19 protein-coding genes are annotated in these 26,483 nt (G+C 27.3%); 3 read left to right on the plus strand and 16 right to left on the minus strand.

Features of this window, described 5'->3' with window-relative positions; genetic code table 11:
* Both HF850_RS05385 and HF850_RS05390 read right to left on the minus strand, forming a co-directional pair.
* Nucleotides 1-453 (minus strand): hypothetical protein, encoded by a 453-nt coding sequence (locus HF850_RS05385; protein WP_169104452.1) that lies wholly within the window; start codon nucleotides 451-453, stop codon nucleotides 1-3.
* Nucleotides 454-653: 200 nt separating this feature from the next.
* Nucleotides 654-1,748, minus strand: a complete 1,095-nt coding sequence (locus tag HF850_RS05390; RefSeq protein ID WP_169104453.1) for an acyltransferase — start codon at nucleotides 1,746-1,748, stop codon at nucleotides 654-656.
* 431 nt (nucleotides 1,749-2,179) lie between these two features.
* On the opposite strand from HF850_RS05390, the gene HF850_RS05395 reads away from it, so the two are divergent.
* Nucleotides 2,180-3,214, plus strand: a complete 1,035-nt coding sequence (locus HF850_RS05395) for an aminotransferase class I/II-fold pyridoxal phosphate-dependent enzyme (protein WP_169104454.1) — start codon at nucleotides 2,180-2,182, stop codon at nucleotides 3,212-3,214.
* 45 nt (nucleotides 3,215-3,259) lie between these two features.
* Here the strand turns inward: HF850_RS05395 and HF850_RS05400 are convergent, their stop codons facing one another.
* A complete protein-coding gene (locus HF850_RS05400; RefSeq protein WP_169104455.1) occupies nucleotides 3,260-3,778 on the minus strand; it encodes a hypothetical protein in 519 nt (172 codons plus the stop codon).
* A 202-nt stretch (nucleotides 3,779-3,980) separates the two neighbouring features.
* Here HF850_RS05400 and HF850_RS05405 point away from each other — a divergent pair, with 202 nt between their 5' ends.
* Complete coding sequence (locus HF850_RS05405) at nucleotides 3,981-5,066, plus strand: PRK06851 family protein (RefSeq protein ID WP_169104456.1); 1,086 nt, start codon at nucleotides 3,981-3,983, stop codon at nucleotides 5,064-5,066.
* 269 nt (nucleotides 5,067-5,335) lie between these two features.
* On the opposite strand, the gene HF850_RS05410 is transcribed toward HF850_RS05405, so the two are convergent.
* The 3 genes from HF850_RS05410 to nifJ form a co-directional block, all read right to left on the minus strand.
* Nucleotides 5,336-5,791 carry a chemotaxis protein CheX gene (locus HF850_RS05410; RefSeq protein WP_169104457.1) on the minus strand — a complete coding sequence of 152 codons (456 nt, stop codon included), beginning with the start codon at nucleotides 5,789-5,791 and terminating at the stop codon, nucleotides 5,336-5,338.
* Nucleotides 5,773-6,648: a response regulator gene (locus HF850_RS05415; protein WP_169104458.1), complete on the minus strand. Its 876-nt coding sequence runs from the start codon at nucleotides 6,646-6,648 to the stop codon at nucleotides 5,773-5,775. Before HF850_RS05415 ends, HF850_RS05410 begins: the two co-directional genes overlap by 19 nt.
* A gap of 526 nt (nucleotides 6,649-7,174) precedes the next feature.
* On the minus strand, nucleotides 7,175-10,684 hold the full coding sequence (gene nifJ / locus HF850_RS05420) for a pyruvate:ferredoxin (flavodoxin) oxidoreductase (protein WP_169104459.1): 3,510 nt from the start codon (nucleotides 10,682-10,684) through the stop codon (nucleotides 7,175-7,177).
* A gap of 426 nt (nucleotides 10,685-11,110) precedes the next feature.
* Here nifJ and HF850_RS05425 point away from each other — a divergent pair, with 426 nt between their 5' ends.
* Nucleotides 11,111-11,446 (plus strand): helix-turn-helix domain-containing protein, encoded by a 336-nt coding sequence (locus HF850_RS05425; RefSeq protein ID WP_169104460.1) that lies wholly within the window; start codon nucleotides 11,111-11,113, stop codon nucleotides 11,444-11,446.
* 22 nt (nucleotides 11,447-11,468) lie between these two features.
* Here the strand turns inward: HF850_RS05425 and HF850_RS05430 are convergent, their stop codons facing one another.
* The 10 genes from HF850_RS05430 to HF850_RS05475 all read right to left on the minus strand — a co-directional run bounded on the left by HF850_RS05430 (nucleotide 11,469) and on the right by HF850_RS05475 (nucleotide 26,475).
* On the minus strand, nucleotides 11,469-12,122 hold the full coding sequence (locus tag HF850_RS05430; RefSeq protein WP_169104461.1) for an NAD(P)/FAD-dependent oxidoreductase: 654 nt from the start codon (nucleotides 12,120-12,122) through the stop codon (nucleotides 11,469-11,471).
* A gap of 264 nt (nucleotides 12,123-12,386) precedes the next feature.
* Nucleotides 12,387-12,704, minus strand: coding sequence for a hypothetical protein (locus tag HF850_RS05435; protein ID WP_169104462.1), 318 nt, complete (start codon nucleotides 12,702-12,704; stop codon nucleotides 12,387-12,389).
* Nucleotides 12,705-12,972: 268 nt separating this feature from the next.
* Nucleotides 12,973-13,371, minus strand: coding sequence for a 3D domain-containing protein (locus tag HF850_RS05440; protein ID WP_169104463.1), 399 nt, complete (start codon nucleotides 13,369-13,371; stop codon nucleotides 12,973-12,975).
* A 268-nt stretch (nucleotides 13,372-13,639) separates the two neighbouring features.
* A complete protein-coding gene (locus tag HF850_RS05445) occupies nucleotides 13,640-16,435 on the minus strand; it encodes a cation-transporting P-type ATPase (protein WP_169104504.1) in 2,796 nt (931 codons plus the stop codon).
* A gap of 421 nt (nucleotides 16,436-16,856) precedes the next feature.
* Nucleotides 16,857-21,107 carry a DUF445 family protein gene (locus HF850_RS05450; protein ID WP_169104464.1) on the minus strand — a complete coding sequence of 1,417 codons (4,251 nt, stop codon included), beginning with the start codon at nucleotides 21,105-21,107 and terminating at the stop codon, nucleotides 16,857-16,859.
* Nucleotides 21,108-21,318: 211 nt separating this feature from the next.
* Nucleotides 21,319-22,989 carry a Na/Pi cotransporter family protein gene (locus HF850_RS05455; RefSeq protein WP_169104465.1) on the minus strand — a complete coding sequence of 557 codons (1,671 nt, stop codon included), beginning with the start codon at nucleotides 22,987-22,989 and terminating at the stop codon, nucleotides 21,319-21,321.
* Between the two features lie 470 nt (nucleotides 22,990-23,459).
* Nucleotides 23,460-24,179, minus strand: a complete 720-nt coding sequence (locus HF850_RS05460) for an HAD family hydrolase (protein ID WP_169104466.1) — start codon at nucleotides 24,177-24,179, stop codon at nucleotides 23,460-23,462.
* A gap of 169 nt (nucleotides 24,180-24,348) precedes the next feature.
* A complete protein-coding gene (locus tag HF850_RS05465) occupies nucleotides 24,349-25,482 on the minus strand; it encodes a HAMP domain-containing sensor histidine kinase (RefSeq protein ID WP_169104467.1) in 1,134 nt (377 codons plus the stop codon).
* Nucleotides 25,476-25,778 (minus strand): hypothetical protein, encoded by a 303-nt coding sequence (locus tag HF850_RS05470; RefSeq protein ID WP_169104468.1) that lies wholly within the window; start codon nucleotides 25,776-25,778, stop codon nucleotides 25,476-25,478. The genes HF850_RS05465 and HF850_RS05470 overlap by 7 nt, the downstream gene beginning before the upstream one ends.
* Before the next feature lies 1 nt (nucleotide 25,779).
* Nucleotides 25,780-26,475 (minus strand): response regulator transcription factor, encoded by a 696-nt coding sequence (locus HF850_RS05475; protein ID WP_169104469.1) that lies wholly within the window; start codon nucleotides 26,473-26,475, stop codon nucleotides 25,780-25,782.
* Between the last annotated feature and the right edge of the window lie 8 nt (nucleotides 26,476-26,483).

Consider the following 26,483-nt stretch of genomic DNA (forward strand, 5'->3'; position numbering starts at 1 on the left):
TTAACATTCAACGTCAGTAATTGCTTTATCAACCATTTTAATAAATGTTTTGTAAGCCCGTCTGCCTTTTTCTTCATCATCTAGTCTTAAGCAAAATGCTTTAGCTTGATTATACATTCCCTTAACATAAAAAACTATACATTTATGCCATAAATTCTGTTTTTTACACTCACTACTAAATATAGCTTTTAGAGAAAAAACTTCTGCTATTATTCCAAAAATAATGAAAATAGGCATTGATAATCCACATAAAATTAGAATTAATCCAACAATAGAATACATATTTGATTTTACTAATAAATCTGTTTGAATCCCAAGCTCCTTTTCTATAGCAATAACTTCATTTGCTACATCTTTTCTTTTTAGTTTCTTTCTATTCTGTTCTTTTCTCACCTTTATACTGGCCACTTTATCTCCATATCCAATCTTTTGTTGTCCACTTTTTAAATCCATAACCTCCACACCTATCCTTCAATTTATAATAAAATAAACTACTATATACCTAATTTTTACTTTATCACTTTTAAATTAGAAATACTATTATGATTACTTCCAAAAATATTTATTTTAATTGTAATAACTTTCATTTAAAAAAATAACCAAGCTCAAAAAAGCTTGGTTTACAAAATAAATTACCAAATAGTTCCAAATTACTATGAAATTTCTTTTTTATTTGATATCTTTTTAATACTATTTTGTATAAATTTCACACTTCTATCTATTACCAATGAAACTATATAAGTTATTAAAGTAAGCCAGCATACTATTATTATTGGATTATGCACTCTATATATATATGATTGAAAATAATAGTAACAAAAAAAACTATGCATAAGCCACATATATGTTGATAGCTTTCCAATTGATATAAATATATTTTTTATGTACTTTATTTCATTAACTATATTAACACATGAAATTATAAATATTGGTGCATATATATAATCATAATTCATATCTACACCTGTCTTAAATCTTAAATCAAATACTGCTACTACTGCAAATAATGACACTATAATTTTTACAAAATTATTAGTAAATAGTGAATTATATCTTTTAAACAAATCATATTTAGCAAATATATATCCGCTAAAGAAACTTGGAAGTATACTTAATGTTTCCTTTAATATGGTATAATATTTAGTTTCTCTAAAATGCTCAAAAAAAGCCAGGTCTAAAATTTGAGGCAACATAGTTGTAATAATAACAGCAGAAATAACAGTTTTTATTATATCTATGGAAATTATATTCTTCTGTTTATCTTTATCTGTATCTTTAAAAAACCTTACTATTAATGGAAAAAAAAACATTACTGCAACAAATGGCCTTGCAAACCACCATTCCCAATTATATGATGACTCTAATAAAAAAACATTATTTATAAATTCATACATGCTAAATTTTAATTTTCCTAATATCATTCCCATAGGTACAAAAATCGCAAATACTATAAGATAAATCTTATAAAATTTTAATATTTTCTTATTAACAAAATCACTTTTTCTATTTTTATATATAAAGGTTTTATACGTGGCATATCCACTTAAGAATATAAATATACATACACAAAGCTTTCCGAAGGACCCCATGAATATTTCAAGCCTTTCCCCCCACAAGTTACCAATACTATTGTAATAATTTCCATCTACAATTCTATCATCAAAATAAAATAAATGATGAAAGTACATTAATATAATAGCTATCCCTTTTGATACCAACGTATCATTCTTGCTAAATTCATAATTCATTATTCTTTTCTCCTAAATCATACTATAATTTTTTATAAATTTACACTCCCCTCCTACATCATTAGTTCTTTCTACATAAAATTCATTCTTCCTTTTTATTTTTCATATTAATTAAATATAATTATCAAATCACTATAAAAAGTACTTTTATTACAACAATTTCAATAACTTATTCATGATTTTCTAAAAAATTAATAATTATTTAACATAAAATGTACACCTTATTAAACACCATAATATTATATTCCAACAACATTTTATAACGTATAAACTATTATATCACATTAAACTCACTCATTTTCATATAATATTTATTTGATCCAAACATAAATATATAAAAAAATCAATGTTATTCACACTCTTATCTAGTTAATATTATTTTTTTACTCTATAATATATATCAGCTATTAAATTTACTGGAGGTATTACTAATGTATAGTTTTAAAAATGATTATAGTGAAGGCGCACATGAAAGAATTATAAGTGCACTTGTAAAAACAAATTTTGAACAAACTACTGGCTATGGAGAAGATCCATATTGTTTAGAGGCTATAGAACTTTTAAAAGATAAGATGGATAGAAAAGATGTTAACATACATTTATTAGTTGGTGGAACACAAACTAACCTTACGGCTATTTCTGCTTTTTTAAGACCTCATGAAGCGTGTATAGCAGCAAATACCGGGCATATATTTGTTCATGAAACAGGAGCTATCGAAGCTACTGGACATAAAGTTATTCCTGTTACTGTTGATGATGGTAAGCTTAATATAAACCATATTCAATCTATTTTAGATTCACATACAGACTGCCATATGGTTAAACCAAAATTAGTATACATATCAAATCCTACTGAAATAGGAACAATTTACAGTAAAAATGAATTAGAAGATATATATTCATTCTGTAAATTAAATAACTTATTATTATATGTTGATGGTGCTAGATTAGGATGTGCCTTGACCTCCAAAGAAAATGATATGACTATAAAAGATTTAGCATATAATTCAGATGCTTTTTACATTGGTGGAACAAAAAATGGAGCATTATTTGGTGAAGCCCTTGTTATAATAAATGATTCTCTTAATGAAGATTTCAGATTTTTAATTAAACAAAGAGGAGGACTTCTAGCAAAAGGAAGACTTCTTGGAATTCAATTTATAGAACTATTCAAAGATAATTTATATTTTGAACTTGCAGATCATGCAAATAAAATGGCTCAATTGATTCAAGATGCAGTTAAAAATTTAAATTATGAATTATTAATAGAGTCATCAACTAATCAGGTATTTCCTATTGTTCCAAATTCAATACTAGAAAAGCTTAAAGAAAAATACGACTATACACTTTGGGAAAAATATGATGAAAACAATTCAGTAATACGTCTTTGTACATGCTGGGCTACTATTCCTGAAAAGGTAGATGAATTTATATCTGATTTAACTAAATATACTTGTGAAGTATAAAACTAATATTGATAAATAGCATAAAAATAATTTTCTATCTTTATGCTATTCATCAAAAAGAGGATTTGTATTACTTATAGAATACAATATTTTTACTCCTTCAAAATTAAATATATATACTATTTGTGCAAACATTGCTCCTATGAATATTTCTTTATTAGCAGTTCTAGTTAATGCAAATCTACTTGAACTAATATTACTGATATTCCCTGGAAATCTCTGAAGTTTTATATAGTCTAATCTTGTTAATATTGTCTGTGCGTAAATTTCTAGTTTTGCAGCTAAAAATGCTATTTTATCTGCATTTATTGCTTCATTCATCATATTTTGATTTTCCTCAGAATTGTTATTTGACTCTTGCAATGAATTTATATTCTTATAAATTAATCCTATAGCCTGCTGAGTTGCTATATATTCAAAATAATATGCAAGAACTAAAATAAGCTGTGCATTTGATTGGATAGTTAATATATCCAAGTCCTGAATATCATTAATATACGTTTCCATATTATTATTAGATTGTGTTTCATCCGAATTTTGTGTATTTTTATCTTTACTGCTCATTTAAATTTCCTGTGTATTCTTATAATTTAATTATATACACAAAGCATTTACTCTGTGATAAAAAGCCATTCTTAATTTCTAGCAAAACATAATGTTTTTTTATAAACCTTATTAATAATAAATACTCTTTTTATAATAAAAATAATTTCATATTATACTTCATATATTAATCATATAAAAAGATATAAAGGAGAATTTTTTAATGAGTAATATTAAAGTAAGACATCTATTTCCAGGAAACAATACAAGTGAAGGCTTTTTCTCTTTTTATGAATATATCTTACCTCAAAAAGAAGCAAAAAGAATATTCTGTATGAAAGGAGGACCTGGCACAGGCAAATCTTCATTCATGAAAAAGATAGGAGATCATTTTTATGGCCTCGGATATACTATTGAATATCATCATTGTTCATCAGACCCTAATTCATTGGATGGTATTGTAATTAAAGAATTAAATGTAGCTATATTAGATGGTACTTCACCACATGTAGTTGATCCTATTCATCCTGGCGCAGTAGATGAAGTAATAAACTTAGGCGATTCTTTTGATACAAGCTTGCTAGAGCCTCACAAAAAAGAGATTATGTTATTGACACAAGAAATAAGTTCCTATTTTAATAGAGCTTATCGTTTATTTGCCAGTGCCAGAAAAATTCACGAAGATTGGGCTTCTATAAATTCATCTGCAATAAATATAAATAAAGTTTACCTATTAATAGATGAACTTAAGAAAAATATTTTAACTTCTAAACATAAAGATTTTGGTTTAGAAAGACATTTATTTAGTACAGCACTCACTCCAGATGGAATACTATCATACAACAAAGAACTTGCAAATGAAATAGAACATCTATATATAATAAAAGGAGGACCTGGACTTAAGAAAACACAAATTTTAAAAGCTATAGGTCATGAAGCTCAAAGGCAAGGATACTTTGTTGAATATTTCCATGACCCACTTATTCCAGATAGAATTGAAAATGTTTTAATACCAGATATATCTACAGGATTATTTACTACAAATGAAATAAGCAGAATCAATTATAACAGCAATGTATTAGATATGAAGAGCTTCTGTGATTTAAAAATCTTAAACGATAATTCTCAAAAGATATTATTTGATAAACGACATTTTGATATTTTGATAAATGAAGGGTTATCATGCATTACAACTGCTCATGAAATACATGATAAATTAGAGACATATTATATTGGTTCAATGGATTTTTCTAAAGTTGATTCAACATATGAAGCCATATTAAATAAAATTGAGAGTATTAAAAACTGATGATAGTCCTGTCCTATGAAAATAAATATTAATTTTAAAAAGTATTCTATAACAAAAAATTCTTTTTAAATTATTATTTTTATTACTTTTCTCATTAAAATAATATTTACACTTTAAAGGAGTCTTACTATCACAAAAGTACTATAGATTTAAGACTAATTAAATATATAAGAGCATTCTTATAAATATATTATAACAATTAAAAAAGCCATGAATACAACTATACTCATGGCTTTTTTTATAAATAAAATCGTACTATATGTAATATACTAATTCAATGAAATATTTGCATCAATCTTTATATCATCTATATTCATTGTTACACATATTACTTTATCTGTGCTAGCATTTGCAGTAAAAGTCCCTTGAATTAACGTAGGCGTAGAAATATCTACATTTATATTTTCTCTAGAAAAGTTTGTTGCAACATTAGCTGTAAGCATGTTTACAAGTTCAGAAATTGCACTCTGTGCCATTTCATTAAACTCATCAACAGGCATTCCCATCATCATTGTTGATGCTATTTTCTTAGCATCATCCATGCTCATTCCATATATTATATTGCCTTTAACATCTCCTATTAATCCTATTATAATTATAACTCCAGGACTTTCAATAAAATTACCTTTTAATGATATTCCACCCTTGCTCACATTGCTTAATCCAAGTTGTGGCATTATATTTTCAAATGATTCTATAACAGGGTTTATATGTTTAACATCCATTCGCATTCACCTCTTTTAAATCCTATCTTTATATCAAATTCTCCAAATTTACTATCCATTTTTGCAGAATAGTTCACTTCTAATTCAGCCTTCGATATACTTATTGATTCGCCATAAATTGTTGTAGCTGGGGCAACTCTTAATCCAAAGATTTTATTCTTTTTATTTAACATTGAACATGCATTTCCAGCATACATATTAGCTACTTCGGAAATAGCATTAAACACTTCTGTATCATCTTTAGGTTCTCTTCTTAATAACTCTGTTGCTAACGCTTTAGCTGTATTGTAGGATGATTCAAAAATAAATCTTCCACTATACTTACCAATAATTCCAATTATAATTGAAATCCCACTATTAGTACTTTCCGTATTATCAAATGATTCACTAATCATTTTTGGAAGTGTTTTTGTTAATCTATTTAATAGATTTTTTCCTGCTTCCTTAAATATATCTACATATAATTGAGTTAATTCTTCAAAACTTTCATCATCTGCAACAGCTCTCTTTATAATCAGACTCAATTCTTCTCCATCAACTGGTTTCTGAACATATCCACTTACACCAATTTTTTTTGCCTTTTCTATTAATTCATCATCCATCATTGAGCTTACTACAATAACTTTTATATTATTGTCAATTTGTAATATCGCTTCTGTACACTCAAATCCACTAGTCCCTGGGATAGTCATATCCATTGTTACTACATCTGGTCTTAATTTTTCAACTTCTGTTTTAACTTCTTCTAATGAACCAGCTTGTCCAACTACATTAAAACCTTTTTCTTTGAGAATATCACTTAACAATGTTATCTGAAAAGGTGAATCGTCAACAATCATTACATTAATATCTCTCATTATTATTCCCCCTATACCAATATCTTAAATTAAATTATTTATACCATAAAATATAATTTCTACTTAAAATTATATTATACTATTATCAAACATTCAACATTTTTCGTATTTTTTCCATATTTTAATATAATTTTCTTTTATTTTTGCACCTTGGACCATTTTTATGTCAATTAGTGCAAAAATATAAATTGTTCTGTTACAATAAATTTTTTATTCATAATAATAGTAAATTAATAGGAATATACTATTACTAAATAAGATGACTTTACATAATCTCCTAAAATAAAATTTTATATTTTCCTTATAGAATAAAAAAGTCCCTCATATTTTAGAAATAACAACTACAAACTTTCTAAATTATGAGGAACTTGTATATCATTAATTAATATATAAATTGAGGGATCAACTTATTATTAATTATAGATAACTATTAAGATTTATTAAACATATATAAATTATTTTTCTTTGTAATTATATATACTTTTTTGTTATAAATCAATAGAATTTTAAAAATTTAGTAATTTTTTTATTCTTGTTCTGCTAATCTCTTGTAATTTTGATATCTTTCCATAGCATCTGCTTCTGTTTTAGCAAATAATTCTTCAGCTTCTTCTGGGAATTCCTTAGCAAGCGCAGCATATCTAACTTCACTCATTAAGTATTCTCTAAATCCACCCTTTGGTTCTTTTGAATCTAAAGTAAATGGATTCTTAGTGCCCTTAAGTGTTGGGTTATATCTGTAAAGATTCCAGTATCCACAATCTACTACTTCCTTTTCAACACCTTGTGAATCACCCATTCCTAATTTAATACCATGGTTTATACATGGAGAGTAAGCAATTATTAATGATGGTCCATCGTATGCTTCAGCTTCTAAAATAGCTTTAATTGCTTGGTTTCTGTTAGCTCCCATAGATATTTGAGCAACATATACATATCCGTAGCTCATTGCCATCATACCTAAATCTTTCTTCTTAGTCTTCTTACCTGAAGCAGCAAACTTAGCTATTGCAGCTGTTGGTGTAGACTTAGAACTTTGACCACCTGTATTTGAGTAAACTTCAGTATCAAATACCATTACATTTACATTTTCTCCTGAAGCAAGTACGTGATCTAATCCACCGTATCCGATGTCATAAGCCCATCCGTCTCCTCCAAATATCCATTGTGATCTCTTCATTAAGAATTCTTTATCTTCTAAAATTGCTTTAGCAAATTCATTAGTTTCATTTTCAAGAGCTGAGATAACTTTTTCTGCTCTTTCTCTAGTTCCTTCACCAACATTCTTATTTTCTAACCATTCATTTAATGCAACAATTGCTTCTTCAGAAACTCCTGATTGTATTGCATCATTAGCATTTTGAGCAATTCTATCTCTTATTGCTTCAACACCAAATTGCATTCCTAAACCAAATTCAGCATTATCTTCAAATAATGAGTTTGCCCATGCTGGACCATGTCCGTTATGGTCTTTAGTATATGCAGTTGAAGGAGCTGATGCTGCCCAGATTGATGAACATCCTGTAGCATTTGCAATCATCATTCTATCACCAAATAATTGAGTTACAAGCTTAGCATATGGAGTTTCTCCACATCCTGCACAAGCTCCTGAGAACTCAAGTAATGGTTTTTCAAATTGGCTTCCTTTAAGTGTATATTTATTCATTGGGTTCTTATAAGAAACTTCGTCTACTGCATAATCCCAAGGTTCTACTTGATCCATTTGAGATTCAAGCGACTTCATAAATAATGCTTTTCCTGGTGCTGGACATACAGCTGCACAGTTTCCACATCCAGTACAATCAAGTGGGCTAACTGCTATAGTGAAATTTAATGGTTCTTCTGTTCTTAAGCCCTTAGCTGGTACTGATTTAAATCCTTCTGGAGCATTATTCTTTTCTTCTTCAGTTGTTAATATTGATCTTATAGCTGCATGAGGACAAGATTGTGAACATTGAGTACATTGTATACATTTATCCTTATCCCATTCTGGAACAGTTACAGCAACTCCTCTTTTTTCGTATGCAGAAGTTCCAGCCATGAATGTACCATCATCTAAACCTTCTTTTAAGAATGTAGAAACTGGAAGTTTATCTCCTTCACGTCTATTCACTGGAATAACTATATCCTTAACAAATTGTGGTATTTCTTTAGTTTCCTTAACTTCATCTACTGCATCTTTCCATGAAGCTGGAACATCTATTTTAACTAGTGCATTTATTCCTTCATCAATAGCACTGTTGTTCATATTTACAACTTTTTCACCTTTTTTACCGTATGACTTAACTACAGCATCTTTTAAGTATCTAACTGCGTCTTTTAATGGAATTATATCAGCAATCTTAAAGAATGCAGCTTGCATTACCATATTTATTCTTCCACCAAGACCAATCTTTTGTGCAATATCAATAGCATCTAATATATAGAATTCAATATTGTTTTCTGCAATATATCTCTTCATTTCAGCTGGTAATTTTGTTTCTAGCTCTTCTGGAGACCAAGTTGTATTTAATAAGAACTTACCATTCTTCTTAAGTCCCTCAATTACATTATACTTATTTACATAAGATTGATTGTGACAAGCAATAAAATCAGCTTTATGTATTAAATAAGGTGACTTGATTGGTGTTTTACCAAATCTTAAGTGAGATATTGTTACACCACCTGATTTTCTTGAATCATATTCAAAGTATCCCTGAGCATACATATCTGTATGATCTCCAATAATCTTGATTGCATTCTTGTTAGCACCAACAGTACCATCTGATCCAAGTCCCCAGAACTTACAAGCTGTAGTTCCTTCTTTAGCAGCATCTATTTCAATTACGTCTAATGAAGTGTTTGTAACATCATCAACTATACCTATAGTAAATCCGTTCTTTGGCTCATCTTTCTTTAAGTTTTCAAATACACCTGCAATATGTGATGGAGTTGGGTCTTTTGAACCTAATCCAAATCTTCCTCCAACCACTTGAGGAGCATTAGCTTTTCCAGCTATACATCTTAATACGTCTAAGTATAATGGCTCACCAATTGAACCTGGTTCCTTTGTTCTATCTAAAACAGCTATCTTCTTAACTGTTGAAGGTATAACTTTTAAGAATCTTTCTATTGAGAATGGTCTATATAATCTTACTTTAACTAAACCAACTTTTTCCCCATGAGCATTTAAATAATCAACAGTTTCTTCAACTACGTCTGTAACAGAACCCATAGCTACTACTATTCTATCTGCATCTTCTGCACCATAGTAATCAAAGCAGTGATATTCTCTACCAGTTAACTTAGTTATTTCACTCATGTAGCTTTCTACTACTTCTGGAATATCGTCATAGAATTTATTAACAGCTTCTCTTGTTTGGAAGTATATATCTGAATTTTGAGCTGTTCCTCTTGTTACAGGATTATTTGGATTTAAAGATCTATTTCTAAAGTTTTCTAAAGCTTCTTTGTCCATTAATTTAGCTAATTCATCATATTCAAGAACTTCAATGCTTTGAACTTCGTGTGATGTTCTAAATCCATCAAAGAAATTCATAAATGGCATTCTGCACTTTAAAGCTGCAAGGTGAGCTACTGGAGATAAATCCATAATTTCTTGTACAGAACCTTCAGCAAGCATTGCAAAACCTGTTTGTCTTGCTGCCATAACGTCTTGATGATCCCCAAATATATTTAAAGATGATGTAGCTAAAGCTCTAGCTGCAACATGAATAACTCCTGGTAATCTTTCTCCAGCCATCTTGTACATATTTGGTATCATAAGAAGTAATCCTTGTGATGCTGTATATGTAGAAGTAAGAACACCTGCTTGAAGTGATCCGTGAACAGCCCCTGCTGCCCCTGCTTCAGATTGCATTTCTACTATCTTAACTGGATATCCAAAGACATTTTTTACTCCTTGAGCTGCCCATTCATCAACATGTTCAGCCATAGGTGATGATGGTGTTATAGGATATATAGCTGCTACTTCTGTAAATGCATATGATACGTAAGCTGCAGCGGTATTACCGTCCATAGTTTTCGTTTTTCTCATTGCGTATACCTCATTTTCTTTTATATATTTTCAGAAAAGCTACTCTAAATAGCTTTCCACTTATTTTATGTTTCGTGAAACTTATTCTATAATATTATTAATTAACAAAATTTATTAATTAATAGTATTATATTTTCTTATTTCAACAGCTTTAAATATTTAAATACAATAAAAGTTAATATCTTACTAATAATTAAATATTTATATAGCTTTTAACCATCAAAAGCATTTTTTGTTTTTTTGACTAAAAGCTACATCTATATAATAAATCATATATTTTTTTTATGGAAGTAGGCACTTTTTTTATATATAGTGTCGAAAAAGATACCATGACAATTAAAATAATGGTATAATATTAATGTGAGACAAACATTAAAGGAGACTAAAATAATGAATATACATATACCATTACACGGAGAGTGTCATATGCAAACACGTTGTTCTAAATTCGCAACATGCCCTATTACAATCTTTCATAAAATAATATCAGGAAAATGGAAGATTCTTATACTATGGTATTTAACTAATAAGCCTCTTAGATTTAGCGAATTAAAAAGAAAATTACCTGATGTTACACAAAAAATGTTAACAAATCAGTTAAGAGCATTAGAAGAGGATAAGCTTATCAATAGAAAAGTGTACCCTGTGGTTCCTCCAAAAGTAGAATATAGTTTATCTGAAATTGGCAAAGAAATGATTCCTGTACTTGAATCAATGTATAATTTCGGAGTAATGTATAACAAAAACACGGCTAATAAATAGCCGTGTTTTCTTACATATAAGATTAAATTCCTTTTAATACATTTAGTTTGAATTCTTCAAGTCCAATTCTCTCTATGAAAAAGCTTAATTTTTCTCCTGCTTCTCCATTTCTTTTATAATATTCAAAAATATTATCAACTACTTTCAAAACCTGCTCTTCAGTTATGTTTTTTATAATAACATCTGCAATTCTTGGATTATATCCACCAGAGCCCCCTGCACACACTATAAATCCTGTTTTATCAGCTATCACTCCAATGTCTCTTGCATATACACTTCCACATGCATTAAGACATCCTGCCACTCCTATTTTAGTTCTACATGGAACCTCCATCCAAGTATATTTTTTAGAAAGCTTCATGCCTATTCCAATAGTATTGTATTTTGATCTCTTACAAAAACCTGCCGGACACATCTCAACATTCTTTACACTATTAACACTTTTTACAGCTGGCTCCATCCCCAATTCATCCCATATATCAGGTATTTGTTCTTTTTGTAGGTTAGTAATCATTATTCTTTGTCCCGATGTAATCTTAATTACACCTTTATATTTTTTTGCAACACTCACTATCTTCTCCATAGTCTCTATTGTCACAAATCCACCTGGTATATGTGGTGTAATACTATAAGTCCTTTTGCCATCTATTACTTTCTGAAGGTTACTATAATCCATTAAAACAATACTCCTTTTCTGTATAATTTTCAATTAATATCATTTTTAACTATAATTTTATTAAAAAATATTATTTAAGTGTGTATCAAATGTTACACTTTTAAATAGTCAACTAAATAATACTATCATTTAACAGTATAACATTATAAATAGTGATTTATATAAATAAATAATAAAATCTTTTAATATTTTAATATAATATATATCTTAATATAAAAACAAAAAAGCAGCAGCGCTGCTTTTTATTATTCTTAAATAATTGTCCTATTTATTTTTATTAACTGATATATTAATTATTTCATTTTGAAATGCTTTTAGTAATGCTTTTTCTAGTACTTTTTCTTTATCAAAGTTTTCAACATCTCTACATTCAGCGAAAACTTTATTTACAACACCACTTGCATTAGTGTATGTTAGTGTAACATAAGGCTTTTCATATTCTACATTTATTATTTTAAGCCCCCAGGCTATTTGAGCATAATCTCCTTCTACTAATAAATGAGTAAGTTCTTTAAATTTTTCTATTTCCTTATTTGGATCTGTTATGACAATTAATTCATCTCCTACTTTATACTTAGACATTAGTATACCTCCTCAATTTTATCCCTCTTGTAAAAAATTTATACACATATTTAATTTAACACAAGATAGATAATTAATCCATAAAAAATAACATTTATACAAAGTAAATATTTTATTTTTCCTATTTCTCAGGATACATTCGTAACACTAATTATAACAAATTAATTTATTTTGTTTGAAATTTAATGCATAAAAACTGCTACCCTATTATATAAAGTAACAGTTTTTATCTTCTGTTAAGTAATTAAAATCTATTATATTCAAACTATTATGATGTTGAACCTAAAATTGTAACTTTTACGTTTTGCACGCCCCAGTTATTACATTCATGTTCGTAGTCATAATATATATCTATCTTATTCCCCTTAATTGCACCACCAGTATCTGCTGCTACGGCATATCCATAACCTTCTATATACATAAACGTCCCAAGTGGAATAACATTTGGATCAACAGCAACAGTGCTGATTCCATCTGGTTTTCTTACGCATTCTAATCCTGAAGCAGTTGTTCCCCCACCACAATAGGCTGTAGCAGAACAATAAATATCATAATTTTCTTTAGTTTCTGCATGTACACCTTTACTTGCTCCTAAAGTCGTAACTGATAATGCACATAATAATGTAGCTGTAAATAATTTAATTTTTCCCTTCACCTTTCTTATCATCCAACGTCCCCTTTCAATTTAAATTACGATTATTATTTTACACCTTCCCCCTCTTTTTGTAAAGTTTATTCATGTAAAAGTATACATTTTGTTGTTTTTCTTTATTTTATTATCAAGTTAAAAAATGTAGCGATACTAGTAAATAACTAGCTTCGCTACATTTTAAATTTTCAGAATATTTTTTTATTTTTCAATTAAAATTTTGCCCTCAATAGGTAGCTCTTAATATTATTTTAATATTTTCTTAATTATTGTAATTATTTTATTATTATCTTTTATTCTCGTTCCCATTAGATTTAAATTTAATTCTAAGAAAATATTTTACTACTTCATTTACCAATACTACAGTTGAACTTAAAATGAATATCTTTATCCACATGTATATATCTAATGGTACTGAATTGAAGAATTCTCTAAATAATTCTACACATATTACTTGAGCTATTGCAGTAATAACTATAATTTTAAGTGCTAATGTATTTCGTGTAAAATTAGGTATGATACTGTCTGTGCCAAATTCTCTGCTATTTAGTGCATTAAACAGTACACTAAATGAGAATAAGCAGAATAATACTGTTGATTCCTCTTTTGGAGAAGCATTAAGCACATTAAAGTTCTGTTGTAATAATAAAATAGATATTATATAAATGGCATTTAAAATAATTGTAGTCATCATTGTCTTTGTAATGATACTTGCATTTCTATTAATAGGCTTTCTTTTCATAACATAATTTCTAACTGGCTCAAGACCTAATGCTAATGCTGGAGGTCCATCCATAATTATATTCACCCATAAAAGCTGAATAGTTGTAAATGGCATTCCTTTACCAGTAATCTGAGATAATATTGCTATAATAAAGGCTATTATATTAACTGTAAGTTGGAATTGAATAAATCTTTGGAAATTATCATAAATTCCTCTCCCCCATTGAATTCCCTTTACTATTGTTGAAAAACTATCATCTGTTAATATTATATCTGCTGCATTTTTTGATACTTCTGTACCAGAGATCCCCATAGCTATACCTACATCAGCTTTTGATAATGCTGGTGCATCATTTATTCCATCACCTGTTACTGCAACGACTTCATTATTTCTTTGAAGCGCATTTACTATTCTCATCTTTGTATCAGGTTTTGAACGTGCAACTATAGATATATGTTTGATTTCATCACATAATTCATCATCATTTAATGTATCAATATAAGATGATTCAACAGCTCTCATTCCATTATCTAAAAGCCCTAATTCATCTCCTATTGCTTTTGCAGTATTTATATTATCTCCAGTAAGCATTTTTACTTCAACGCCTGCTTCCCTTGCAATTTCAACAGATTCCTTTACATCTTGTCTTAAAGGGTCTCTTATTCCTACAAATCCAGTAAAAATCAAATTATCTAACTGATAATTTTCCTCATTCATTACATTTTCTAATTCTATTTTATCCAGTTTACAATATGCAAATCCCAATGCTCTCATGGATTTTAACTGTAGTTTTTGAATTTCTTCTAAAATTTCACTTTTAATTGTTTCACTAAGCTTTACTAATCTGTCTTTTATTAAAATAAACGAACACTTTTCTAATATTACTTCTGGTGCTCCTTTAGTTAATAATATATTTTCTCCATTTTCCTCAAAAATTGTACTCATTCTTTTTAAACGCGAATCAAATGGTTTCTGCCATATTATATTGTTACTAATTCTAAATTTTCTGTAATCAATATCTCTATAGTGAACAAGTAATGCACATTCTGTTGCACTTCCAATGTACTTAAATTGTCCTTCATATTCATCTATATCTGCTGTTGAATTCAATAAACAATTTTCTTTAAAATAACTATTATCAGTATATAATTTTGATTCTTCTAAATTAGCTGATAATGTACATGCACTTTCTTCAATTCCACTTTCAACTTCTTCATTAATATTAGAGTCATATGAGTATTGTCCTTTATCAAACACCACTTCTACTGTCATTCTATTTTGTGTTAATGTACCAGTTTTATCAGAACATATAACTGATACTGAACCTATTGTTTCACATGCTTCCTTTTTAGTTACAAGTGCATTTATTCTTGCCATTTTATTCATTGTTACTGCAAGAGTCATATTAATTAAAGTTGGAAGTCCTTCTGGTACTGCTGCAACAATTAATGCAACACATATAGTAAATGTAGTTTTTATAGGTTCTATTGACTCTAAAAATGGAATAATTCCACTAGTATCTATATCCAATAAATTTTTTGCTATCATATTGAATATCATGATTATAAATAATACCCCTGCAACTCCACCAGATATAATAGTTATCTTTTTACCTAATGCACCAAGCTTTACTTGAAGTGGTGTTTCACCTTCATCTTCATTTAAATTTTCTGCTATTTTACCCATTTCTGTCCTATCTCCAACACTTGTTACAACCATAGTTCCTCTTCCATATGCAACAAGAGTTCCACCAAAAAGCATATTAGTCTGTTTAGCTGGTACAGGATCTTGTTCAATAATCATACCTTTTGACTCAATTCTTTCAAAATCTATAATTAAATCTTCATTTTTACTTACGTCATCTGATTCACCAGTAAGCATGTCTTCTCTAACTTTTAAATTTATACTTTCTATGAGTCTTCCATCTGCAGGTATCATGTCCCCTGTTTCAACAAATACAATATCGCCTAATACAAGTTCACTTTTATTTATCTGATGTACTTTTCCTTTTCTTAATACCTTTACTTCTATATCCTCTGTAAGTTTTGATAATGCTTCAGCTGCCTTTTTTGATTTTCCTTCTGTAATCATACCAATACTTACACCTATTATAATAGCTCCTATTATACCAACAGCATCAGTAAATTCTCCAATTATTGCACTTATAATAGCAGCTACTATAAGTATAAGCATCATCGGTTCACTTAGTGAATCTAAAAGATCTTTAAAAAAACTTCCTTCTTCTTTAACAGTAAATATATTTTCACCATATTTTTTTCTACTTTCTTCAACTTCCTTTCCCGTAAGTCCCTGATCCTGATTTACATCAAGTATCCTTAGGACTTCATTTTTGCTCATGTTATAAAATTTTTCTTTCACACAAACACCATCCTTATTTATTTTTCAATATATTTGTCACACTTTTATCCTACAAATTAATTTTAAAAATTTATATATCGCGTAATTTAAAAATTAAGTATGATAAAAATGTTTTAAACCAACTTAATAAAGTCTCATATAAGCACAAAAAAGCGAAACTCACGTACAACTTTAGGTTGTACATGAGTCTCGCTTTTTAAGATTAGACCAGATTTATTCATAAATAAATCATGATTGTTGACCTAATCACATATCATATATGCAAACTACTCCCTCAAGGACATTAAAATTCTATTAAACTACTACATTTATATAGTAAAATAAACCATATAATTTGTCAATACTTAAATTATACATAAAATAATACACATTATTGAACTTTAAAATATATTTTAATTTCCTAATCGATATTATCCTTTATCTTATATCCATCTTTAACATTATTCATGCTTGATGTCACAGTTTCTTTTACAGCCCATATTATAGGAAGATATAAATTAATTCCAAAAACTGCCCCAAATGCACCATAAGCATACAACTTCTTAAAAAATGCTCCAGCAAATGAATTAAATAAATCGTGAATTTCTTTAGAATCCATAATTTTTATCTGTTCATGAGTAACAGTTTTTAAATCAACTGATTTTACTAATTCATTACTATTAATAATTATACTGTTAAGTGCCCCTTCAATAATTTTATTAGAAACTTTTCTCCTAAAATTAGAATCTATAAAATCAAATTTAGAATCTATTATATTATCAGTAATCTTTTCTATCGAAGATTTAATTTCTCTTAGCACTTTATCATTAGATAATAAATTAATAAATACTTTTTCAAGAATCTCAGTAATCATACTTTCATTATAAATATCTTTAAGCATAGTATTACTTACTTGTTCATCATAAATATCAATTAAAACAGATTTCAATTCTTTATCTACAGCTTCATTAGAAAACGCCTTGTCAAGTAATATATCTGCTGCATAATATAAATCATTTCCCTTAATTCCTGCTAATATTCCATTCAATGGCATTGCTATTAATTTAGAAATAAATTCATTTTGAATTATATCACCAACATATTCTTGTAGATTTTCTTTATTCTTATCTAGATTAATTTTTAAGTTTTCTAATACATAACTAATATCGTCATGGAATTTATCTTTTATTCCATCTATGCTATTTAAATTAACAATCGCAAGTAAATGACTAATATTTTCATTATATATAGAATTAATTACTATTTTACATAGTCTATTAATTTCACTTGATAAAATATTACTATTTTGCCCCTTTTCAAATATGCTATTTAAAAGACCACTTATATCTAACTCATCAGCTCTTAATTTTAATTCTTCTATATTCATAGGATAGATATCATTATCAAGGCTCTTTTGAATTAAATTATTTATTTCATAAAACTTCATGTCAATAAATATAGGTATTTTCTTATTTACTGCAACAGATACACAGCTTTCAACAATGGCATCTCCTCCTGCCATCGAATATGCTATCTTTTCAAAGAAATTCAAATTATTATTAACTTGTTCCTTTACTTTATTCTCTATTAAAGTTTCATTATTCTTCAGTACCTTAGTTAACTTTTCAATAATTATATCTGTAACCTTATTTAAATTTTCATTAATTAAAATTCTAATTTTTCCACCAAATAACGATCCAATACTTTCATCTACACTAAATTCATTAGTAACTTTATTCTTTAAAACAGATATAGCTGCATATTTCATTTCATTAAAAACAAAACTTTCAGCATTGTTCACCATATAACTTTCTAATGACTTTTTCATATCTTCATTAACAATATCATTAATAGTTCTATTGATTACTTTGCTATACTTGTCTTCAACCCTGCTTAATAAACTGTTTACTGATTTATAATCAATATTATTCAATATTTCCTCATATATATTAGCATTTATACTATTATTAATATTTGAATTTATATTATATAAAATATTATTTGATATGGACTCTTCAATAGTTTTATTATTAATTTTCTCAACTAAATAATTAGCAGATAAATTTGCTATTTTATTTTTATTATTCTTCAATTTATCTATTAAAAGCAAAAATTTATTCTGTGATACAAAAGAATCCATATGAATATTGCTTATCTTGCAACCTATGTTAGAAACGTTTTTGTCCTCAGATATATTTTTAATTAGCTTTTTATAAATAAATTCTATAACATTATTTTTCTTATTGTTAAGAAGCTTCATTAAAACACTATAATTACTATTTTCAAAATACTCTATAGTATATTGTAATATATTTTCCTTATTATTTATTAATAAATCTTGTATTTTATTACTATTTAATATATCATCATCAATTACTTTTCCAATGCTTTTACCAAGATTATCTTTATGTGCAGGTATATACCCTAATGCAAATTTATTAAGTAATGGTATTTTACTTAATATTTTATTCTTTTTATATGGCTTAAATAGCATTGCTATAGCTATTACATTTGTAAGAACTCCAATTGCTCCCATAAGGACTATTGATAAAATCCCCTCTGAAACACTATTGTAAAAACCAAATATATTTACATTTTTAAAGAATGCTCCAAATGCAAGCCCTGCTATCAAGCCTAGTACTCCACCAAATATAGATAAAGGTTTTAATTCATTTCCCATAAATCTTTGTGCCAAGTCACAAATTTCTTCTTCATCATACTTAATCAAGTTATCATAGACAACTTTTCTAACTTTACCTTTTAATAATTCTTCACTATTATTATCAATATAATTAATTAACTCATTTCCAATAATATTGCTTATATTTTCTTCTTCTAAAATTTTATCAATAAGATCATTTATAGGTTTATTTTTATATTTATTAATAGCATCCCTTTCATAATCTATGGTTATGTTTATAATTTCATCCAATATTAATTTTTTATTTTCTTCAAATTTATCATATAGGTTGAAATTTATCATATAACCTGAAAGTTCCTTTTTTATTTTTTCAACTACTATATTCTTATTTTCGCTCAGAGTTTCTTTTAAATTATCAAATACATTTATTGATGGTATAAGCTTTTCAATTGGCTGTGATAACATGTTCTGTATTTTATCATTTATATATGTCTGCATATAATGACTTATACTATTTTTAAATTTATTCCTATTATCTAATATATATTGAATAATTTTTTCTTTTATTTTAGAATCAAACACCACATTAAAATCAAACTTTATCATTGTACCTACAGTTTTTGATGCTAAAGACTCAATTAGCTCTTCTATAAGGCTCATACCATGCTTCTTATATTCACTTACCAACAACATACTTAATTTATTTATATACTCTTCATTAATAATATTATTATCTTTTAATAATACTATAACATCTTCAATTTTTGTCTTCTTTAAATATTCTTCTATTTTATTATTAAGTTCTTCTGCTGATTCATTATCCATAGTATAACCTTCTACATAAGACACTATCTTATTTACAACTTCATTTTTAGCGCTTACATTATCTAAGAAGAATTCACGTACTTTGGATATTATAAGTTTTTTAATATTTTCATCCATATTGCCTATAGCTTCGTCTATAGACTCCTCAATAACAGTATCAAGTTCATCTTTATTATTAAGTATCCACTCTGAAACATATGGCATTATTACTGGAAGCCTTTGATTTATAAAATTAATTACCTTTTCACTGAATTCAGGACCTAAAAACTCATATATTGTATAATCTGTTTCTTCAGCAATTTTAATAAAATTATTTATAAGATTATATGGTAATTCATTGCCATTTTTATCTAAATATATATTAATTTTTTCAAAAATATATTTTGATATTGCCTTTTTCTCATCATCACTAATAAAATCTGAAAATTTCTTTTCTTTAAATTTTTGCTGAAATTTTTTAATTATATCATATACATCTGAAATTTCTAATACTTTATTTAAATTTTCAATAATCTTTTCTTCATTATCAACAAAACTAAAAACAAGCTCATCTGCAATATTATTTATATTATTAGTAATATGATTTTTTGAGTTTTCAGTTAAAATTCCATCAATACTAATATCTTTAATGCTATTATAAAAAGCCTTTTCTAATTGCTGTATCCCCTTATTTTTTTCCACTTCTTCTAAAATTATATTGTATATCTTTTCAGAACTATGTATTATTTCTCTATCATCAACAAAATCTAACAGCTTAATATTTTGTGCTAATACTTCTGCTAATTTAGATATACATGATTTCATATTACTTTTTGAAAACTCTAATATTGACTCTTCTGTTTTATCAAATCCAGATATCGCTGAAAAATTAAGTTCTCCAAAGGATTCTTTTAATGATTTATCTATAAAATTATAAGCCAACTTATCTATAGCACTCTTAAAATCATCAGAATCAAATTGTGATTTTATAGTTTTACCATTTACTATATCTCTTTCTACTAAATCACTTAATTCCTCTATAAATTTTTCCTTTCTATTTTTGATAACTCCTCCAAATTTATAAGGTAGAATAACCTTTTCACCAATTCTAAAAGGTGTATATTCTTTAAACAGCATATTTACTGCATATTTATTTGTTATGTATCCTGCTATAGCTCCAGAAGTCCCCTGTAAAAGCCATAACAGTGTATTAGTTATATTCAACATTTTTTTCACCTCGCAAATATTTTAGCACAATTTGATTTTCAGTCCAAATTCAAGAAAAAATTCATTATGATAATTAATATTTTGTTCAATATATATTGTATTATATCCATAATTTATTTTTACACTCAACTATAACATCCTTTTAACAAATAGTATTATTTTATAAAAATAAGGACCTATTTTCTTTAATAGATCCTTACTTAATAATATTCTATTTATTTTCTTCCTCAACATATTGAGCAATATTTAATGCATGATCTGAAATTCTTTCTAAATTACTTATTATATCTATGAATAGCACTCCAGTTTCAACATTATAATCTTTTTCAAGCAGTTTAGAAATATATTTTTCACGAATATCAATTTCAATTCTATCAACGTCATTTTCGTATTTATAAACCTTCTTTATTTGATCTCCACTGCCAGCTTCTCTCATCTTTATAGCTAATTCTAGAGACATAACAACATGATCTTTCATTCTATTAAGTTCTTCTATTACATCTTTAGAGAATACAAGATTATCCTTCTTTAATTTGTATGCAAATTCAGCAATATTTTTAGCATGATCACCTATTCGTTCTAAATCATTAATTGTATATAATAAGTTTTTAACTGTTTTATGTTGCGTGTCATTTAAATTTAAATTATTGATTTTTACAAGATACTTAGTAATTGTCTTTTCGAATTCATTAATATTCTCTTCATTTTCATAAGCAAGTTTTATATCTTCCTCTTTTAAGAACATAGCTGATTTTACTGAAAGTTCAACATTTTCAAGAGCTAATCTTCCCATTTCATTAATTTCTTTTAATGCAGCTTCTATTGCAAAAGATGGAGTCTTCATAATTCTATCATCTAAATGATGCATTTCTATTCCATCACCATTAGTAAGTTCTTTATCTTCATCTTTATCTTTTACAATGATGCATGAAGCCTTAACTAAAAAATTAGCTAATGGGAACATAATAACTGTAGTAACTAAATTGAAAACTGTATGGAATAAAGAAATTTTAACACTATCAATAGATGATGCTGCAAGCGCCGTATTCACCTTAAATAATATAAATGCTATTGTTCCAAAAATAGTAACTCCAAAAATATTAAATAGTAAATTAATAACAGCTGTTCTTTTCGAATTCTTAGACGCACCTATACTTGAAAGTAATGCTGTATAACAAGATCCAATATTTGATCCAAGACAGATATAAACTGCTGCATTCGCTGTAACTACACCATTCATAGCAAGAGTTTGTAACACCCCAACTGAAGCTGATGAACTTTGCATAATTGCAGTAACTACCGCACCTGCTAAAATACCTAATATAGGATTTCCACCTAACAATGCAAATGCTTTTGAGAATATTGGTGCATCTGTATAAGGCTTAATAGATCCAGACATCCAATCTAAACCAACAAATAAAAGGCCAAGTGCTATTAATATAGATCCTATGTTTTGTCTTTTTTCCTTCTTAGAAAACATTACAAAAAGAGCGCCTATACCAATCATAAGTGGTGCATAAAAACTTGGCTTCATTACTGTAACTGCATCACCAAGCTGTCCTGCTGATACAATCCATGCTGTAATTGTAGTTCCAATATTTGCTCCCATGATTACTCCAACTGTTTGGAATAAATTCATAAGACCAGCATTTACAAAACCTATTACCATAACCGTTGTAGCCCCTGAACTTTGAATTATGGCTGTAATAAGAGCACCAACAAGTATTCCCATAAATCTATTATTTGTGAGAACACCAAGTAAATGTTTCATCTTGTCTCCAGCTGTTTTCTGAAGACCAGTCGCCATCATCTGCATTCCATATAGGAACATTCCTAATCCGCCTATAAATTGAAATAGCATTGAAAAATCGTCAAATGTCATGTTCATTCTCCCATCAACACAGGGAATTTCTCCCTTGATATAATATTGTATTTTTGATTTACCTAAGTATGTAAATCAAATTTAAATAAACCGCAAGATTTTGCATTATACATAGATAAATCTTACAATCTTCTTCATTATATCATATTTTTTTAATACGTAAAATATATTATTTTACGTATTAACTTTTTAGAAGCAATCATATTATTTAATACTCCTAGATGCATTCTATACATAATAATTTCCTTTGCTATATCTAGAAGTTGTATTATCTAAATTTTATCAATAATCAGTCTAAGCATTCCCCTATGAACTACTAAAAGAACTAATTATTATAATAGTACTTTTCCTTTACTTTTTTCTTTCATTACTGCGCCACCTTAAAATTATTCAACTTCTTTACACTTTATATATAAATAAATGTCTAATATCTACTAAAATTATACTCACATAAATAATTACGATTTATATTACTGTCTTAATATTATTGAAGAAATTTTATGAACATCTCCATCTAATATTTTAAAGGAAGGTTTAATATTTTCTTCTATTTCAGGTGATAAATTTGATTTTATATATAATGTATCAATTCCACATTCCTGAGCTCCCTTAATATCTGAAATCAAATCATTTCCCACCATAATTGTTTCCTTTAAATCTAGATTATGTTTTTTGATTAAATTCATATAAAATTTATTATCAGGCTTACAAACAAAATTATCTGAAGATATAAATATATCATCAAAATATTTTTCTATTCCTAAAGCTCTCATTTCATAAATTGTAAAAATTCTCTGAGCATTTGACAACAGATATATTTTCTTATTGTTTTTCTTTAGTTTTATTAACAGCTCTTCTGCACCCTCATATAATCTTACATACTCCATTGACATTATTCTAAATAAATGTGCCGTATTTTTTATAAGTTCATCACTTGGCTTAATGCTCTTATAGGTGTACATTTTTTCAAAAACTCTTTCTAAAGGAAAATCCTTAAATTCTGTATCTTTTATTTTATCTTTTTCATATTTTACATATTCATCATATTTTTCTTTAATCTCAGCTTCTCTATATAATGCATTATTAAAAGAATAAAATGCAGCTAATTTTCCCCATAATTTTTCATCTTGTTCATCTGTATGGATATCTACCAATGTTCCATATAAATCAAATATAAAATTCTTATACATTAATTGCACTCCCCAATATTATTATAGTAATTTTTCACATTTTTATTTTATAGTAACCTATTATAAGTTTTAATTCTATACTATTAATTATTTTTATTTAATATAACAAAATAGCTTGTTTAAATAGTATTTCTACTCTTAAACAAGCTATAATTCATTTTATTTACTTCTAAAATTCTTTTGGAAATTCTATCAAAAACTTTACATATCCATTTTCACAATTTTCAGCATAAATACTACCGCCATGCATTTCAATAGCAGATTTTACAATAGATAATCCTATGCCGTTTTTTCCTTTACTTCCTTTATAAAATCTTTCAAATATATGGAGTATATCTTTCTCATCAATAAACTCCCCATCATTTTCTATAGAAATAATTATTTTATCTTTATTATTTCTACAACGTATTATCATTTTACTTTTAGAATATCTTAATCCATTATTAATTATATTGATAAATGCTCTGTAAAGACTTTTTTCCTCACACTCAAAAAAGACAGGCTCATCATCAAAATCATATATTATTTCTATAGAATTCTTTAAAGCAATACTTTTTTCTTTTATTACACAATCTGAAAGTACCTCACGCAGATCTCTTTTAGTTCGTACAGAATCTTTTGTTATATTATCCATTCTAGATATATATAAAAGTTCCTCCACTAATTCCTCAAGTCTATTTCCTTCTTCTAATATTATATCTGCAGCTTCATCATCATTCATCATCTTATATTTTATTGCTTCAGCATAGCCCTTTATAGACATAAGTGGCGTCCTTAATTCATGGGAAACATTTTGAAAAAATACTTTCTGATCCTTATCATATTTATCTAATTCATTAGCTGTCATATTCATAACAGTGGCTAATTCATCAAGTTCCCTATCACTAAAGTCAAAGTCGCATTGCTCGAAATTTCCTTTTCCTATTTGCTTTGCAAATGCGCTAAGTTGCTGAATAGGTCGTGATATTTTATTTGATAACATACCTACAATAAAAACTGTAATTACTAATACAAAAATCAATACACATATTAATATTACATTGACGCTTCTTTCGAAGTTTAACATATTTGTTACATTTATAAATGCAACAAGATAATAATCATTTTCCCCATCAATCTTTACAACTGATACATAATATGTATTATCATTTTCTTCATCATATATTTTTATATTTTTATCACTATTTAATTTTATTTTACGCTTTTTAAGAACTTCGGCTAAATTTTGGCATTCTATAATATTATAATAATTATCTTCATTTAAACACGGTTCCTTAATATCATAGTTATCATCAATCACCATAATATTAGTATCTGAAAATCCTTTTTCTTATAATCCTTGCTTTCAACCATTTTCCTAAAATGATTAAATCCTTTATTTTTATTGCCAGAATAGGATTCTCCGTTCAATGAATTCCACACATCTCTTCTTTCAGCTATATTTTTAATTTCATTCAGCTTCCTATTACTAGTTTTATCTATATATTTATTTGCAATAAGATTAAAACTAACTGCAATAATTGAAAACATTATCACAACAAGCATTAACATGACTTTAAAAATTCTTACTTTTATACTTTTCTTAGCTTTATTCTTCACGTTAATTCTCCTTAAGCCTGAAGCCAAATCCCCATACCGTCTCAATTGCAATATTAGTATTTGAAATTTTCTTTCTAAGCCTCTTAACTGTATCATCAGCAGCTCTTGTCTCAACTTCACTATCATAGCCCCATATTTTATTTAAAAGCTCTTCCCTTGATACTGCCCTATCCTTATTTTCAAACAAATATGTCAGCAAACTTAATTCATTTGGTGTAAGTTCAATTGTTTTTCCATCATATTTAACATTCTTACTCTTTTTATCTATTGTAACACCACCAAATTTTAAATTTTCATACATATCTTCAACATTATTTTTTTCTGAATTTTCAAAATCTATTCTTCTAAATATTGCTTTTACCCTCATAACTAAAGACATAGGACTAAATGGTTTTGTAAAATAATCATCACTTCCAAGTGTTATTCCTGTAACATAATCCATATCACTGTCTCTTGCTGTAAGCATAATAATAGGTGCTATACTCTTCTCTCTAAGCTTAGTGCAAATTTGAAATCCATCACTTCCTGGCATCATAATATCAAGTATAACAAGATCACATGGTTTTTTTTCAAATTCTTCTAAAAGTTTATCTCCATTATCAAAAGCTTCAACCTTATATCCACTACTTTCTAAAAACCTCTTCACAAGATTTCTTATATTTTCTTCATCATCAGCAATATAAATTAATTTGTCCATTTATTTTC

The sequence above is a fragment of the Clostridium sp. SM-530-WT-3G genome (assembly GCF_012843905.1).
Taxonomy (GTDB): domain Bacteria; phylum Bacillota; class Clostridia; order Clostridiales; family Clostridiaceae; genus Clostridium.

Bases quoted from the DNA above. Each gene is read 5' to 3' on its own strand.
- HF850_RS05385 (WP_169104452.1), bottom strand. From the start codon at position 453: ATGGATTTAAAAAGTGGACAACAAAAGATTGGATATGGAGATAAAGTG.
- HF850_RS05390 (WP_169104453.1), bottom strand. From the start codon at position 1,748: ATGAATTATGAATTTAGCAAGAATGATACGTTGGTATCAAAAGGGATA.
- HF850_RS05395 (WP_169104454.1), top strand. From the start codon at position 2,180: ATGTATAGTTTTAAAAATGATTATAGTGAAGGCGCACATGAAAGAATT.
- HF850_RS05400 (WP_169104455.1), bottom strand. From the start codon at position 3,778: ATGAGCAGTAAAGATAAAAATACACAAAATTCGGATGAAACACAATCT.
- HF850_RS05405 (WP_169104456.1), top strand. From the start codon at position 3,981: ATGAGTAATATTAAAGTAAGACATCTATTTCCAGGAAACAATACAAGT.
- HF850_RS05410 (WP_169104457.1), bottom strand. From the start codon at position 5,791: ATGGATGTTAAACATATAAACCCTGTTATAGAATCATTTGAAAATATA.
- HF850_RS05415 (WP_169104458.1), bottom strand. From the start codon at position 6,648: ATGAGAGATATTAATGTAATGATTGTTGACGATTCACCTTTTCAGATA.
- nifJ (WP_169104459.1), bottom strand. From the start codon at position 10,684: ATGAGAAAAACGAAAACTATGGACGGTAATACCGCTGCAGCTTACGTA.
- HF850_RS05425 (WP_169104460.1), top strand. From the start codon at position 11,111: ATGCAAACACGTTGTTCTAAATTCGCAACATGCCCTATTACAATCTTT.
- HF850_RS05430 (WP_169104461.1), bottom strand. From the start codon at position 12,122: ATGGATTATAGTAACCTTCAGAAAGTAATAGATGGCAAAAGGACTTAT.
- HF850_RS05435 (WP_169104462.1), bottom strand. From the start codon at position 12,704: ATGTCTAAGTATAAAGTAGGAGATGAATTAATTGTCATAACAGATCCA.
- HF850_RS05440 (WP_169104463.1), bottom strand. From the start codon at position 13,371: ATGATAAGAAAGGTGAAGGGAAAAATTAAATTATTTACAGCTACATTA.
- HF850_RS05445 (WP_169104504.1), bottom strand. From the start codon at position 16,435: ATGAGCAAAAATGAAGTCCTAAGGATACTTGATGTAAATCAGGATCAG.
- HF850_RS05450 (WP_169104464.1), bottom strand. From the start codon at position 21,107: ATGTTGAATATAACTAATACACTGTTATGGCTTTTACAGGGGACTTCT.
- HF850_RS05455 (WP_169104465.1), bottom strand. From the start codon at position 22,989: ATGACATTTGACGATTTTTCAATGCTATTTCAATTTATAGGCGGATTA.
- HF850_RS05460 (WP_169104466.1), bottom strand. From the start codon at position 24,179: ATGTATAAGAATTTTATATTTGATTTATATGGAACATTGGTAGATATC.
- HF850_RS05465 (WP_169104467.1), bottom strand. From the start codon at position 25,482: ATGGTGATTGATGATAACTATGATATTAAGGAACCGTGTTTAAATGAA.
- HF850_RS05475 (WP_169104469.1), bottom strand. From the start codon at position 26,475: ATGGACAAATTAATTTATATTGCTGATGATGAAGAAAATATAAGAAAT.